At 51.0% G+C, this 14,039-nt stretch carries 13 protein-coding genes; 9 read left to right on the top strand and 4 right to left on the bottom strand.

Annotation, left to right across the window (positions count from 1 at the left end; translation table 11 throughout):
• The first annotated feature begins 52 nt into the window (after positions 1-52).
• The 3 genes from G367_RS0118510 to G367_RS24255 are packed head-to-tail and all read left to right on the top strand — an operon-like array spanning position 53 to position 2,222.
• Positions 53-1,018, top strand: a complete 966-nt coding sequence (locus G367_RS0118510) for an ABC transporter ATP-binding protein (protein ID WP_020414657.1) — start codon at positions 53-55, stop codon at positions 1,016-1,018.
• Positions 1,015-1,776 carry an ABC transporter permease gene (locus G367_RS0118505; protein WP_020414656.1) on the top strand — a complete coding sequence of 254 codons (762 nt, stop codon included), beginning with the start codon at positions 1,015-1,017 and terminating at the stop codon, positions 1,774-1,776. Before G367_RS0118510 ends, G367_RS0118505 begins: the two co-directional genes overlap by 4 nt.
• Before the next feature lie 17 nt (positions 1,777-1,793).
• Positions 1,794-2,222 (top strand): GFA family protein, encoded by a 429-nt coding sequence (locus G367_RS24255; protein WP_020414655.1) that lies wholly within the window; start codon positions 1,794-1,796, stop codon positions 2,220-2,222.
• A 3-nt stretch (positions 2,223-2,225) separates the two neighbouring features.
• On the opposite strand, the gene G367_RS0118495 is transcribed toward G367_RS24255, so the two are convergent.
• Complete coding sequence (locus G367_RS0118495; protein WP_020414654.1) at positions 2,226-2,858, bottom strand: TetR/AcrR family transcriptional regulator; 633 nt, start codon at positions 2,856-2,858, stop codon at positions 2,226-2,228.
• 134 nt (positions 2,859-2,992) lie between these two features.
• On the opposite strand from G367_RS0118495, the gene G367_RS0118490 reads away from it, so the two are divergent.
• Both G367_RS0118490 and G367_RS0118485 read left to right on the top strand, forming a co-directional pair.
• Positions 2,993-4,111 (top strand): efflux RND transporter periplasmic adaptor subunit, encoded by a 1,119-nt coding sequence (locus G367_RS0118490; protein WP_020414653.1) that lies wholly within the window; start codon positions 2,993-2,995, stop codon positions 4,109-4,111.
• A 115-nt stretch (positions 4,112-4,226) separates the two neighbouring features.
• A complete protein-coding gene (locus G367_RS0118485) occupies positions 4,227-7,337 on the top strand; it encodes an efflux RND transporter permease subunit (protein WP_020414652.1) in 3,111 nt (1,036 codons plus the stop codon).
• Positions 7,338-7,455: 118 nt separating this feature from the next.
• On the opposite strand, the gene G367_RS0118480 is transcribed toward G367_RS0118485, so the two are convergent.
• From G367_RS0118480 to G367_RS0118470, 3 genes are all read right to left on the bottom strand, one after another.
• Positions 7,456-8,367 carry an MBL fold metallo-hydrolase gene (locus G367_RS0118480; protein WP_020414651.1) on the bottom strand — a complete coding sequence of 304 codons (912 nt, stop codon included), beginning with the start codon at positions 8,365-8,367 and terminating at the stop codon, positions 7,456-7,458.
• Between the two features lie 50 nt (positions 8,368-8,417).
• A complete protein-coding gene (locus tag G367_RS0118475; protein WP_020414650.1) occupies positions 8,418-9,329 on the bottom strand; it encodes a glycerophosphodiester phosphodiesterase family protein in 912 nt (303 codons plus the stop codon).
• A 114-nt stretch (positions 9,330-9,443) separates the two neighbouring features.
• Positions 9,444-10,913, bottom strand: coding sequence for a hypothetical protein (locus tag G367_RS0118470; RefSeq protein WP_020414649.1), 1,470 nt, complete (start codon positions 10,911-10,913; stop codon positions 9,444-9,446).
• A 711-nt stretch (positions 10,914-11,624) separates the two neighbouring features.
• On the opposite strand from G367_RS0118470, the gene G367_RS0118465 reads away from it, so the two are divergent.
• The 4 genes from G367_RS0118465 to G367_RS0118450 are packed head-to-tail and all read left to right on the top strand — an operon-like array spanning position 11,625 to position 14,032.
• Positions 11,625-12,284: a helix-turn-helix transcriptional regulator gene (locus tag G367_RS0118465; protein WP_245556716.1), complete on the top strand. Its 660-nt coding sequence runs from the start codon at positions 11,625-11,627 to the stop codon at positions 12,282-12,284.
• Positions 12,281-12,709, top strand: coding sequence for a CsgE family curli-type amyloid fiber assembly protein (locus tag G367_RS0118460; RefSeq protein WP_020414647.1), 429 nt, complete (start codon positions 12,281-12,283; stop codon positions 12,707-12,709). Before G367_RS0118465 ends, G367_RS0118460 begins: the two co-directional genes overlap by 4 nt.
• A complete protein-coding gene (locus tag G367_RS0118455) occupies positions 12,709-13,128 on the top strand; it encodes a curli assembly protein CsgF (protein WP_020414646.1) in 420 nt (139 codons plus the stop codon). The genes G367_RS0118460 and G367_RS0118455 overlap by 1 nt, the downstream gene beginning before the upstream one ends.
• A 31-nt stretch (positions 13,129-13,159) precedes the next feature.
• Entirely contained in the window at positions 13,160-14,032 is an 873-nt protein-coding gene (locus G367_RS0118450; protein ID WP_020414645.1) for a CsgG/HfaB family protein, read from the top strand.
• The last annotated feature ends 7 nt before the right edge of the window (positions 14,033-14,039 follow it).

Here is a 14,039-nt window from a genome sequence, read left to right as displayed (position 1 = left end):
GCCCGACAACGCAACGCCAAAGAAGTAACCGTAACTTTGGCAAGGAGAGAAAGTGAAACCTATTATTTCGATCCAGGGCCTCGGCAAAACCTATGCTGGAGGATTTACCGCCCTAAATAATGTCGACCTGGAAATTCAGCGTGGGGAAATCTTTGCCTTGCTTGGCCCCAATGGAGCTGGCAAAACCACCCTGATCAGCATTGTGTGTGGCATCGTCAACGCCAGTCAAGGCAGTATTCGCGTCAACGGGTTTGACATTCAGTCAGACTACCGCAAGGCCCGCAATGAGATCGGTTTGGTGCCGCAGGAAATTTCCACCGATGCCTTTGAAACCGTATGGGCTGCTGTGAAATTCAGTCGTGGCCTGTTCGGAAAATCCCCGAATCCCGCCTATCTGGAAAAGATTCTGCGGCAATTGTCTTTATGGGAAAAAAAGGACAATAAAATTATTACCCTGTCTGGTGGCATGAAGCGCCGCCTGATGATTGCTAAAGCGCTTTCCCATGCGCCGAATGTCTTATTCCTGGATGAACCCACCGCAGGTGTAGACGTAGAGTTGCGCCAGGATATGTGGGAGATGGTACGCGGACTAAAGGATTCAGGCGTCACCATTATCCTGACTACACACTATATCGAGGAGGCCGAGGAGATGGCCGATCGCGTCGGCGTCATCAATCATGGTGAACTGGTATTAGTGGAGGAGAAAAAAACCCTGATGCAGAAAATGGGTGAGAAGGAACTCAGCCTCAACCTGCCCGAGCCATTACAGAGAATTCCCGATGCCCTTGCCGACTTGCCTCTAAGCCTAAGCGGAGATGGCAGCCAACTGGTATACCGTTTCGATGTCAAAAGCGAAGACACTGGCATTGCGGAGTTTTTGCGCCGCCTCAATGCAGCCAGTATCGATTTTCGCGATCTACATACCAGAGAGAGTTCCCTGGAGGAAATCTTTGTCAACCTGGTGCACGGTGCGCGCAGGGAACGAGAGGAACAGCTAAGCAAGGAGACCCAGGAATGAACTGGTACGGAATCGCGGCGATTTACAAGTTTGAAATGGCGCGCACATGGCGTACTCTGATGCAGAGTATCGCCTCGCCGGTACTCTCCACCTCCCTCTATTTTATTGTGTTTGGCGCGGCCATCGGCTCGCGTATGGGGGACATTGACGGTGTTAGCTATGGAGCCTTTATTATCCCTGGCCTGATTATGCTGGCACTGTTAAGCGAGAGTATTTCCAATGCCTCTTTTGGTATTTTCTTTCCGAAGTTCTCAGGCACCATTTACGAAGTGCTATCCGCACCAGTATCGGCTTTCGAGGTTGTAGCCGGCTATGTGGGAGCTGCAGCATCCAAATCAATTATTCTCGGGCTCTTGATCCTGCTCACTGCACGCTTTTTTGTGGACTACGAAATTGTCCACCCCTTCTGGATGATCGTATTCCTGGTGCTGACTGCGGTCACTTTCAGCCTGTTTGGTTTTATCATCGGTATCTGGGCGGATGATTTCCAGAAACTGCAAATTATTCCGCTAATGATTATTACCCCCCTGACTTTTCTGGGTGGAGCTTTTTACTCCATTAGTATGCTGCCGGAAATCTGGCAGAAAATTACCCTGTTTAACCCGGTGGTCTACCTGATCAGCAGTTTCCGCTGGGCGTTTTATGGGGTTGCCGATGTAAACCTGGGCCTCAGCGTGGGAATGATCCTTCTTTTTCTTCTCCTTTGCCTGACAACTATCTGGTGGATTTTCCGCACCGGCTACCGGATTAAAACCTGATCAGTGAGATTTTAGGGATGGGGGAAATTCACGAGGGTGGCTGTGCCTGTGACGCCGTGCATTTTCGCGCCGCTGGCACTCCTCACCGAGTGAGCCTCTGTTCCTGTAGCTGGTGCCGAAAACGTACCGGCAGTCTAATCGGCGTGTCGGTGTATTTTGACAAGGCCAACGTAGAGTTCATCCGAGGCAAGTTGAAAAGTCACCAGTTAATATCCGATGCGAATCGCTGGATAGAGTGCCAGTTCTGCATCAGCTGTGGCAGTGCCGTTACCTGGACCCTGGAATTTCTGCCTAGGTATCGCGGTATTGCCGGAGGCGCCTTCGACGACCCGGTATTTATTCAGCCAGAACGCTACGTCTACTACCAAAATAAACCGGACTGGCTGGAAATAAATAGAGATATCAGCCGCTGCCCGATGATGGCGGGCCGCACCGACCAATATTAGAAATCAACGGTAACCGCGCATAAACAGTGCCACCGCCTTGCGCACCCGCTCGCGTCGCTCCTCCTCTGCCTGCACCTCACAGCAGCCGATCAATACACGCATATGCCGGCAACCCAGCAATATACCCATAAAGTCCTCAGCGGCCTCGGCCGGGTCCTCCACCCTCAACTTACCCATCTCGGTAGCACGGCGCAGCAACTGCTCAATATCCTTCAGAATTCGCTGAGGACCCGCATCGAAAAACAGCTGTGCCAGTTTTGATTCCTGCGCGGCCAGTGCGCACAAAAGCCGTAACAAGCGAATGCTATCTTCGCTGTCCACCATGCTCAGGAAGGCCTGGCCAATGCGCTCCAGTACTTCTGCCACCGAATCCCCCTCCTCCAGGTCGAAAATAGGCAGGGGCATCATCATCTCGCAGCGGGAAGTGATCGCAGCACTGAACAGCGTCTCTTTATCAGAGAAGTGGCTGTACACCGTCAGTTTCGATACACCCGCAGCAGAGGCCACCGCATCCACACTGGTTGCGGCAAAACCTTTGGTCAGAAACAGCTCCTTGGCTGCATCGAGAATTGCCTGGCGTTTGGCCAGATCCTTGGGACGCCCGCGCTGGGCAGCCGCCTGAGACTGTTCAGACATAGCACTCCATATACTGGACTCACCAGTTTAATAAATTTACTATACTGGCCAGTATAACATTACCGGCCGCCCGGCCATGACTCGTCCACTTCTGGACTTACCTTGTCGCCTCGCCGCCGAGGAAGGGAGCCCCTATGTACCGACCGCTACTCTTCACCGCGCTGTCATTCAGCCTGCTGTTGTCCGCCTGCGCGCCATCGGAGCCCACCGAACAGCAAGAAAAACCCCGCCCAGCAGTAATGGTCCAACCCCAGGTGGCCAGCGCACAGATGGATGTATATCCCGGCGAGGTACGCGCCCGCTTCGAACCCGCCTTAGCCTTCCGCATCAGTGGCAAATTGCAGCGGCGCCTGGTTAATGTGGGCGACCGCGTTGAGCAGGGGCAGGCATTGGCCGAACTGGATACCGAGGACCTGCTCCTGCAGCTGGATTCTGCGCGCGCACACCTCACCTCTGCCGAAGCCGACCAGCGCTTGGCGAGCAGCGAGTTAGAGCGTCACCGTAAACTATTGGAACGCCAGCTGGTCAGCCACTCACAGTTCGATGCGGTGGAAACCCGCTTCGAAGCCAGCGATGCGCGTCTGCAACAGGCCAGGGCGCAACTGGATGTAGCGCGCAACCAAGCCACTTACGCAGAACTGAAGGCGCCTGAGAGCGGAGTGATCGCCCGCCGTATGGCTGAAGCAGGCCAGGTTGTCGCCGCTGGCCAGGGGGTTTTCGAGCTGGCCGCCGACGGTGAACGCGAGGTGCGCATCGATTTGCCGGAGCAGGCAATTGGTCATTTCCGCGTCGGCCAGCCACTGACCGTGGAACTTTGGTCGCAACCAGGTAAATCCTTTCCCGCCCTGGTGCGTGAGCTATCCCCCGCCGCAGATCCAGTATCCCGCACCTTTGAAGCACGCGTGGCTTTTACCGATAAAACCACCGGCATTGAAATAGGCCAGAGCGCCAGGATCTTCGTTCCCAAAGCAGCAGCTACCGATGTTTTACAGGTCCCCATGTCAGCAGTGAGCGCCGATGAAGGCAAAGCCTTCGTATGGGTACTGAACCGCGAGCAGCAAATCCTGCATAAAACCGAAATCACTGTGGGGCCCTATGGCCAGGAGTTTGTACCAGTTTTCTCCGGCCTGCGCGCCGATGATTGGGTCGTTGCCGCCGGCACTCACCTTCTACTGGAAGGACAACAGGTTCGCCCAGTGGATCGCATGAACCGCCCAATCGATCCAGACCGGGCCCTCGCGCGCCAGGACTGAGTGGCGGCCGCACTCAGAAAAGAATCTGACCGAGCGCGCAGTAAAAGGCGCTGCTACGAATTTGCCGAAATACGGCTTGCTCGATAGGGCCGTACTTCAACACAGAGAAATTGCCATGGGTTTTAACCTTTCCGAATGGGCACTGAAAAATCGCCCGCTGGTACTCTACGCCATGATCGTACTGGGGCTGCTTGGCGCGGCCTCTTACACGCAACTTGGGCAAAGTGAAGACCCGCCCTTCACCTTCAAGGTAATGGTGATCAATACCCTTTGGCCCGGCGCCAGTGCCGAAGAGGTATCCCGTCAAATTACCGAGCGGGTAGAGAAAAAACTACTGGAGACTGGCGACTACCAACGCATCTCCTCTTTCTCCCGCCCCGGCCAATCCCAGGTGCTGTTTGTCGCCCGCGACGATATGCATTCGCGGGATATTCCCGATCTCTGGTACCAGGTACGCAAAAAGGTCAGTGATATCCGCCACACCCTGCCACCGGATATCCAGGGCCCATTTTTTAACGACGAATTCGGCACCACTTTCGGCAATATCTACGCACTGACCGGCAGCGGCTTCGATTACGCCCTGATGAAAGACTATGCCGAGCGCCTGCAGTTGGCACTGCAGCGGGTCAAGAATGTGGGCAAGGTGGAATTACTGGGTCTGCAGGACGAAAAAATCTGGGTGGAAATTTCCAACACCAAGCTCGCCTCCCTGGGTATTCCCCTCACCGCAGTGCAAAGCGCACTGCAATCGCAAAACCAGGTCGCTGATGCCGGCTTTGTAGATACAGTGAGCGACCGTGTGCGTATTCGCGTGAGCGGCCAGTTTCACTCGGTCGATGAAATTCGCCGCTTCCCCATCACCGCCGGTGGGCGCACCCAGAGGCTGGGTGATATTGCCGAAGTACACCGCGGTTTCAGCGATCCTGCACAACCGCGCATGCGCTTTATGGGCGAAGACGCCATCGGCTTGGCCGTATCCATGAAAGAAGGCGGTGATATCCTCAAGCTGGGCAAACAGTTGGACACTACTTTTGCCGAGCTGCAGGAAGACCTGCCGATCGGCATGCAATTGCGTAAGGTGTCCGACCAGCCTGCGGCTGTAAAACGCGGTGTGGGTGAGTTCCTGCAGGTATTGGCAGAGGCGCTGGGCATCGTCCTATTAGTGAGCTTCTTCTCCCTCGGTACCCGCCCCGGCTTGATAGTAGCGCTATCGATACCATTGGTGCTGGCCATGACTTTCGCATTAATGAATTACTTCAATATTGGCCTGCACAAGATTTCCCTGGGCGCCCTGGTACTCGCCCTTGGCCTGATGGTGGACGATGCCATTATCGCCGTGGAAATGATGGCCATCAAAATGGAACAGGGGCTCAGCCGACTAAAAGCGGCCGGCTTCGCCTGGACCAGTACCGCCTTCCCCATGCTCACCGGTACCTTAATCACCGCCGCCGGTTTCCTACCCATCGCCACGGCCGAATCCGGCACTGGGGAATACACCCGCTCGATCTTCCAGGTAGTCACGCTTTCCCTGGTTGTTTCCTGGATTGCCGCAGTAGTATTCGTGCCTTACCTGGGACATTACCTGCTGCCCAATTTAGCTCGCCATGATCACAGCGGTGAGGTTCAGGACCCCTACCAGAAGCCCTTCTATCAACGCTTCCGCCGCCTGATCACTTGGTGCCTGCGCCACCGCAAAACTGTCATAGTGGCAACCCTGGCGATCTTTATCGGTTCCCTGGCCTTGTTCCGCCTGGTGCCACAACAGTTCTTCCCCTCTTCCGGGCGCTTGGAACTGTTAGTAGATCTCAAGCTGGCCGAAGGTGCCTCACTGAAATCCACCGAGTTCCAGGCCAAGCGGCTGGAAACCCTGCTGGATAAAAATGACCTGGTGGAAAACTATGTGGTGTATGTGGGCACCGGTTCGCCGCGTTTCTACCTGCCACTGAACCAGCAACTTCCTGCAGCCAGCTTTGCCCAGTTTGTAGTGATGACCCGCAGTGTTGAGGAGCGCGAGCAGGTTCGCAGCTGGCTGATCGAAACCATGGCGGAGGAATTCCCCACCCTGCGCAGCCGGGTATCCCGCCTGGAAAATGGACCACCGGTTGGCTATCCGGTGCAGTTTCGTATTTCCGGTGAACATATTGGTGAAGTGCGCAGCCTGGCCCGCCAGGTTGCCGAGCGTGTGCGGGAAAATTCCAAGGTTACCAACGTACATCTGGACTGGGAGGAGCCCAGTAAAACCGTCAATCTGAATATCGATCAGGACCGCGCACGCACCATGGGTGTGAACAGCGCCTCGCTTTCCCGTGCCCTGCAAAGCTCACTCACCGGTATTACCGTTAGCCAATACCGCGAAGACAACGAACTGATTGACGTACGAGTGCGCGGCGATGAGCAAGAACGCTACGCTCTCAGCCAACTGGGCAATCTGGCGGTGCAAACCGACAGCGGCCGCAGTGTCCCCCTCAACCAGATTGCCACCCTGGAGTACGGCTTCGAGGAAGGGATTATCTGGCACCGCGATCGCCTGCCCACGGTCACAGTGCGCGCAGACATTTATGGTGAAGAACTGCCCGCTAATGTTGTAAATGAAGTATGGCCGCGCCTGCAGAATATTCGTGAGCAATTGCCACCGGGCTACCTGCTGGAAATTGGTGGCAGTGTGGAGGAATCCGAGCGCGGACAAAAATCAGTGAATGCCGGTATGCCGCTGTTTGTGTTGGTGGTATTTACCCTGCTGATGCTGCAGCTGCGCAGCATGTCCCTGTCTACGATGGTCTTCCTCACCGCGCCTTTGGGACTGATCGGGGTTACCTTGTTCCTGCTGCTGTTCGGCAAACCCTTCGGTTTTGTCGCCATGCTAGGCACCATTGCCCTGGCCGGTATGATTATGCGCAACTCCGTCATTCTGGTGGATCAGATACAGCAGGATATCAGCCAGGGCTTGAGTGCCTGGGAGGCAATTATTGAGTCCACTGTGCGGCGTTTCCGCCCAATCGTTTTAACCGCCCTGACTGCGGTATTAGCGATGATCCCACTGTCGCGCAGTGACTTCTTCGGCCCCATGGCTGTTGCCATTATGGGGGGGTTGATCGTAGCTACCGCCTTGACCCTGATCTTCCTGCCAGCCCTGTATGCCGCCTGGTTCCGGGTGCGAGAGGAAAAAACAGAGACTGAGGTAGAAATTCCAACGGAGTTAAATGGTGCTGAGCCGCAGGTATCCTGATAATCGCTGACACCCTAATAAAAAGACTCAAGTAAAAACCAAAAGAAAAAAGGCCCGGATATTTACATCCAGGCCTTTTTTCATTCAGCAGCTTTTAATCGCCACCATCAACATACGATTAAGACTTCTTGGATTTTGCAGCCAGAGAGTCATACACAATACCGGTCCAAATATCCGGGGTCATAAAACCCTGTCCATACTGATCATCGAAATCCTTGGTGGGCTTGGCAGCAATGACTTGATCGCGACTTTGACCACTATCGACCAATTTCTGAATGCGATCCCTCAGGGTCTCCAGCATATCCCGTTGCACTTTTAACTCCGCAGGATTACTCAGAGGACCATGTCCGGGAATGATTTTTGTGTTTTTACCAGAAAGCGCCAATGCGGTGTCCATAGCTTCAATCATGCCATTCACCGAACCACCAGAAGAAAGATCGATAAATGGATAAGTGCCATTGAAATAGATATCGCCCATATGAATCACATCGGCTTTGGCGAAATGCACAATAGAATCACCATCGGTATGGGCTGGGCCGACATGCTGTACCTTAACCTCATCACCATTCCAGTGAAAAGTGGTGGCATCGGTAAAGGTGATTACCGGTAGTGCTGCTGGCGGTGAGGGCTCAACCTTACGCTTAAAAGCCTCTATAAACTGTTCGGTACTCACACGTTTGCGCACATTCTCATGGGCAACGATCAGGGCACCACTTTTACCCAGGTTTTCATTGCCGCCGGTATGATCGCCGTGCCAATGGGTATTGATCACAAAGCGCAGCGGCTGATCTGCCAAACCCGCCACCGCTTTCTGTATTTTTGCAGTGAGTGGTGCATATTGGTCATCCACCATAAAGGTGCCGTCCTCTCCGACCAGTACTGCGATATTGCCACCAGCCCCCTGGAGCATATATACATTACCTGCCACCGGCTCACTGCTAATTTCGATCTTGGCAAAGCGGTCTTCGGCCAATAGCGGGGTGCTGATTAGAGACGCTAACAGCACCGCAATAGCTGCAATCTGCTTCATGAATATTTCTCTGTTTTTATTGTCATATTGCTACAGTGATATTACTCAATTCAGGACGCCTGCTCTAGCTGCTTAGGCTCGCCCTTTGCTTCCTGACAGGACAACATGGCCATTAATATATCAGGGCGGTCGGTAACAATACCATCCACGCCCAGGTCGATGTAGCGTTGTAGATCGGCCCGCCCGTTTGCTGTCCACACAGAAACATGCAGGTTGAGTTTGTGTGCCGCGCGCATAGTACCCGCAGTTACCACATCCAATCCAAAGTGGAACATTGGCAACTGCATTGTCTGATAGTGAGGGGCCAGCAGGCCTTCCGCTCGAATCAATTGAGCAAAATACAATAGTGCCGCTTCCCAGGTCACTGCGCCTGTAGCAACATCCGGACTGAGACGCCTGAACGCACGAACAACTCCATGATGAAAGGAAGAAACAATCACCTGCCCATGCTTTTCCTTCGTCTGTAATACCTCGCTCAAAACCTCTGCGGCAGCGTATTTAGCGCTTTTTAACTCCAGAATCAGAGGAGTATCACCCACTTCCTCCAATGCCTCTTCAATAGTAATAATTGTCAGAGGATTCTCACGATAGGGATAGTTCTCTCCATCCGGGCTCCAATGATAAGCAATATTTAACTCGCGCAACTGGGCAAGGGTCATATCCTCAACAGAACCACTGCCATCTGAAGAGTCTTTCAACTCAGGATCATGTAATAAAACCAGATGGCCATCGGCGGTAAGCCAGAGGTCCACTTCGATACCATCGACACCCAGCTCCACCATTTTTTGTAAATACAACGAGGTATTACCGGGATACAGACCGTTGCTGCAATCATTACCATGGGAAATCACCATAGGGTTACGTGTATGTGTAAGCCGCAATGCCGATTTTTTCGCAGGTCTTGATCTGGCGTAAATCATCAGCACGATCAACAGACCAGCAAAGATCAACAACATAGACATGAATCAATACCATTTATACGCGACAAAGAAACAGTTGCCCTGGCATACCAAACACCGCTTGCAGACACAGTCAATACACAAAATCCAATAAAAGTCCTTATACCACGTAGAATTTCAACCATTGACAGCTGGCTCGGCCATTAGCTCTTCTCCAGCTCTCTCATTATTTTCCGTAGTATTCTCTTTCCCGCCACTGCCCTTATTAGCTCTCTCTTTCCAGTAGTGAAGCAATACACCCTGTAACCACAAAGGAAAAAAAATCACCAAATCATAAAAACGATTTAACAGTATGCCAGTATGCATTACTGAAGTGGCCAAAAGGCGCAGCCCACCACAAAGCAGACGTAAACTGAGCACCAGGCAGGTGCCTATTACAGTACGCGCAGAGGAGATAAATTGCTCCAATGGAATTGCAGTAAAAGCCAGAATTAAAGGAAGGATAAAACCAAGCCCCATCTGCGTCAGAGAAACAGGCCAATAAGTCCCCATTCCCGCCATCATCGGCAAAGCCTCACCTGCACTGGCAGCCAGCAGCTGGTCATACTGTAAAAGTAATTCACGCGTAAATGCCAAGCAGGCCTCTACCATAGAAAAAAGTAGCAACAGTGCCAAAGCAGCCCAGTTCAAACGACGCCGGATATTATCTGACAAGGTATTGATCGCCGGAAACATCCGTGTGACTTGCAAGCATTCCATCACCATGATTCCAAGGCTCACCTGTAAAAAGATAAGTACGTAGGCGACAATATCTGTAACAACAAAACTACCGAGAAAACTATTACCACCCAATATTTCTGCTACCGGGCGCGCGATTAACTGAAAATTAACAGAAATACCAGCCACCGCCACCATTAAAGCCATGGAAGCAATTAAAAATCGGCCCATGGAAGAGGCTGACAGAAAGCGCACACTACGATCACTTTCCTGCAAAATTTCCTCATAGCGCTCCATGTGTAAGTCCAGGGCTTTAGTACGCCGAATGACCGACTCTACATTTTTATTGATTCTCCCCAGTGTGATTAGCATTGCACGCCAACTGGGCATCATTCGTTTCAGTAACTGATGTCGCTCACGAGTAGATTCCCGATAAGACTCCAGAGCCTTGGATTCCGCCTTTCGCATGGAGTGATTAATCGTTTCCAGCACGTCTGCCACAACAGAATCATCCTGGGCGGGAATTTCTGATACGGAGCGAATAGCACGAGCCCAGTTGGAGGGTTCAGGAGGCACTTCAGCACTGCGTACATAGTCTTCATCGATAGATGTCAGCTGCTCGCACAAACGACGGTGAAGTGTTGGATATTGCGCCAACTCTCTCTTCATTGCCCCTTCTATACGCTCAAATTCCCTTTCGATATGACGCTCTGCCGTCGCCCTGCCAGCTGCCAGCAAAACTTCTCGATTGCGCTCAAGGAGAGTCTGCTCTGCGGTGCCCAATGCACCAGCCGCAAGGCGCAGGGAACGATAACTAAAGCGCGCCAGAGCATATATAGCCCTATGTACCGGCCTCCTGGCAAGGAACATTGCGAAAAGGCCGAATAGGAGCCAAAGCCACAGCGGCAAACTATTGATTAATGGACTCACGATGTTAGCTCCCTAGCGACAATTCAATTGCCCATCCTATCAGCTAGCAGTCACACAATCGCCCAAAATGTCACAGTTTATATTGCTATAAGACGACATCACCCTATCAGAGATAAATCCAGACAAAATGGTACCAGGGTATCTATTTCAACAAGATAAACCGGCATCGAAATAGCATTTGCAGCATTAATGTATTGAATTACCCAATAGTGTTTATTCGCACGCCACACCTTCTCAAATTACAATGCCGACAAATTCTCGGGAAAGAGTCCTCCTCAAATATTCACTAACCAGGCAGTATTCCCAGATAAAAAATGACTCAGGAAATTCTCCAAATATTAAGCACCAATAAAGCGAAGCATTCAGAATAAAAAGAGGTAGGACTGAGAAGCTAAAGACGCAAATGACACAGCAAAAAATCACGACCAGGGAGAAGTGTTTTTGGGAAAATGACACTCAGGGATACATGAGAACAATTTTCACAGATAGTTCCACCAATAAAAAATAACTGCGACATTTTCTTAATGTGGTTTTTTTATAACTGAAAATAAGGCATCTATTTTTCCAAGCCGTCCCACCCCACGTCTACACTCCAAACTAAATTCTCACTGGGTGAGTCATTTTCCCTAAGTACAAAAAGGGAATATGCGTAAGCAGGGATGCCTTCAAAAGAGGCATCAAAAGCCAATCAGGAAACTTATGTAACAGGAGTTGATAGAGGATCTCAAACTCAAATTTGGGAAAGATCTATCTGTATCAAGGAGAGGTACGAGGTATATGCCGGTTCTTTTTTTCAGCAATTCCGGCCTTCAGGGCGATCTTTTATTTTCACTTTTTTCTCAGTCTATTCCGCTCCCATGGGAAAAGGCGAGCATAGGAAAACAGCGCCATTGCCTGCAGCACTATGAGGCAATAATTGTTGACTGTTGGCAAATAGGTATTGCCGCCACATCCAAAGAATTTCTTTCCGACCTGAAAAAGATCAGTCATCCAAAAGCTATCCTTATTAACTTTCCAGTGGACTTACCTTTACATATCTTGGAAAAACTGCGCCAAAGTGGTTTCTACCTCCTCTGTGACAGTAATACCAGCCAGGAAAATTTAATTCAGAGATTAAGTACTGCTATTCACAGCTGTGAAAGCAGGCAGCATGGCAGTACCCCAAATCCTCTTCCTCTAACACGCAGAGAACAGGAAATTCTAGGACAACTGACTACGGGTGAACCCAACAGTGTGATTGCCACCAAACTTCACTTGAGTGAACACACTGTAAAAAACCACATGTATAACATATTCCGAAAAATCGGCGTAAAGAATCGCCTGCAAGCCAGTAATTGGGCAAAACTCAATCTCCAGGAAGAGAAAATATGAGGCTAAGCCTGCTGATATTTTTTCTCTGTATGTCAATTGCCTATGCTCAGGATGACACAACCGTCCCTCCTGCAGACACCGACTCAGGCAAACTAGAGGATGAAATCAGCGGGTTTAATATTGATCGAACAATAACGCGAACCGGGCATGATTTTGCGCGTTATCTGAGTGAATACAGAAATCTGAACTATCCAGATTCAACTTACAACTTAACAGTTTACGAGCGCCCCTCCGCACGGTGGGGCAACCTGATTTGGGTAACCTATAACGACAAAATAGTTTTTCGGCGCTTTATCACCCCAAGCACCAACAATATACACCGGCTGGCCGATGAGGCAGCACAGTATATTCACCAAGCGGTACTACAAGATCGCGTAAGCAGTGCGTTCACAGATAATTTTGATTTGGGAAAGGATGAATTCTAATGCAAATCAGATATTTGATAGTTCCTGCTGCCCTGCCTGTGATTATGTTCCTGTCCAGCAGTGGCTATGCCACAGAATTAATTTACGAACCAGTAAACCCCAACTTTGGTGGCAACCCATTAAATGGCACCTACCTGCTACAAAATGCGCAAGCACAGGACAGCCATGATGACCCCGACAAGCCAGACAGTCTGTATGAGCAGCCCAGCGCTCTGGATCGTTTTACTGACTCCCTCGAAACACGGCTTTTAAACCAGTTGCTTACTGATGTGGGCGATGGCAATAGCGGTGAACTAATAACTGATGACTTTATCGTGCAGATCGTTGACAACGACGGTGTACTGACCGTGTTGATCACTGACCGGAGTACTGGAGATAAAAGCGAAATCGTTGTAAGCGGGCTCAACCCGACTAATTAGCATAGTACCCAACTCCGAAGGAAAACTGGCAATGCGTAATGCAATAAAAAAAGCCATAGTTTTGCCCGCCCTGGCGTTCATATTAACACTAAGCGGCTGCTCCGCATTTAAAAGTCTTGGTGATGCCATTTTTGGCCCAGGTCGTACTGAGGCCATGCTCACACCGCGTATGAACACCTACAGGGATTTACTTAACCTGCCAGAACCAAAGGGTAAAATTCTGGCAGCGGTATACAGTTTTCGGGACCAAACGGGACAATACAAGCCTGCCCCAAACAGCAGCTTCTCTACCGCTGTCACCCAGGGCGGTGCCGCCATGTTGATGGATGTGCTGAATGAATCAGGATGGTTTATTGCGCTTGAACGCGAGGGATTGCAAAACCTACTCACTGAAAGAAAAATTATTCGCGCTGGTCTCAGCAAGCCGGATGCCCCTGCAAACAACAGTGTCCCTCTACCTACCTTAATTGCCGCCAATGTCTTATTGGAAGGGGGAATTGTCGCCTACGACCAGAATATTCAAACTGGTGGCGCAGGAGCCCGCTACTTTGGTATCGGAGCTGATGAGCAATACCGTATTGATCAGGTCTCCGTGAATCTGCGTGCTATCGATATCCGCTCAGGCCGAATATTGCATTCGGTATTGACCTCGAAAACCGTTTACTCAAAAGCAATCAGTGCCGATGTATTTCGCTTTGTAAGATTCCGGCGCCTACTGGAAATGGAAGCCGGAGTGACATACAACGAACCCGCACAACTTGCTATGCTTTCAGCAATGGAATCTGCGGTAATTCATCTGATCAGTGAGGGAATTATTCACAATTCATGGGCACTGGCGAACCCCGATGATATCAACAACCCCGTACTGCAATATTACCTGAATGACAGCACGGTGATTATGTGATGAATCC

This window comes from Microbulbifer variabilis ATCC 700307 (assembly GCF_000380565.1).
Taxonomy (GTDB): Bacteria; Pseudomonadota; Gammaproteobacteria; order Pseudomonadales; family Cellvibrionaceae; genus Microbulbifer; species Microbulbifer variabilis.
This window is presented reverse-complemented; position numbering and strand designations above follow the sequence as displayed.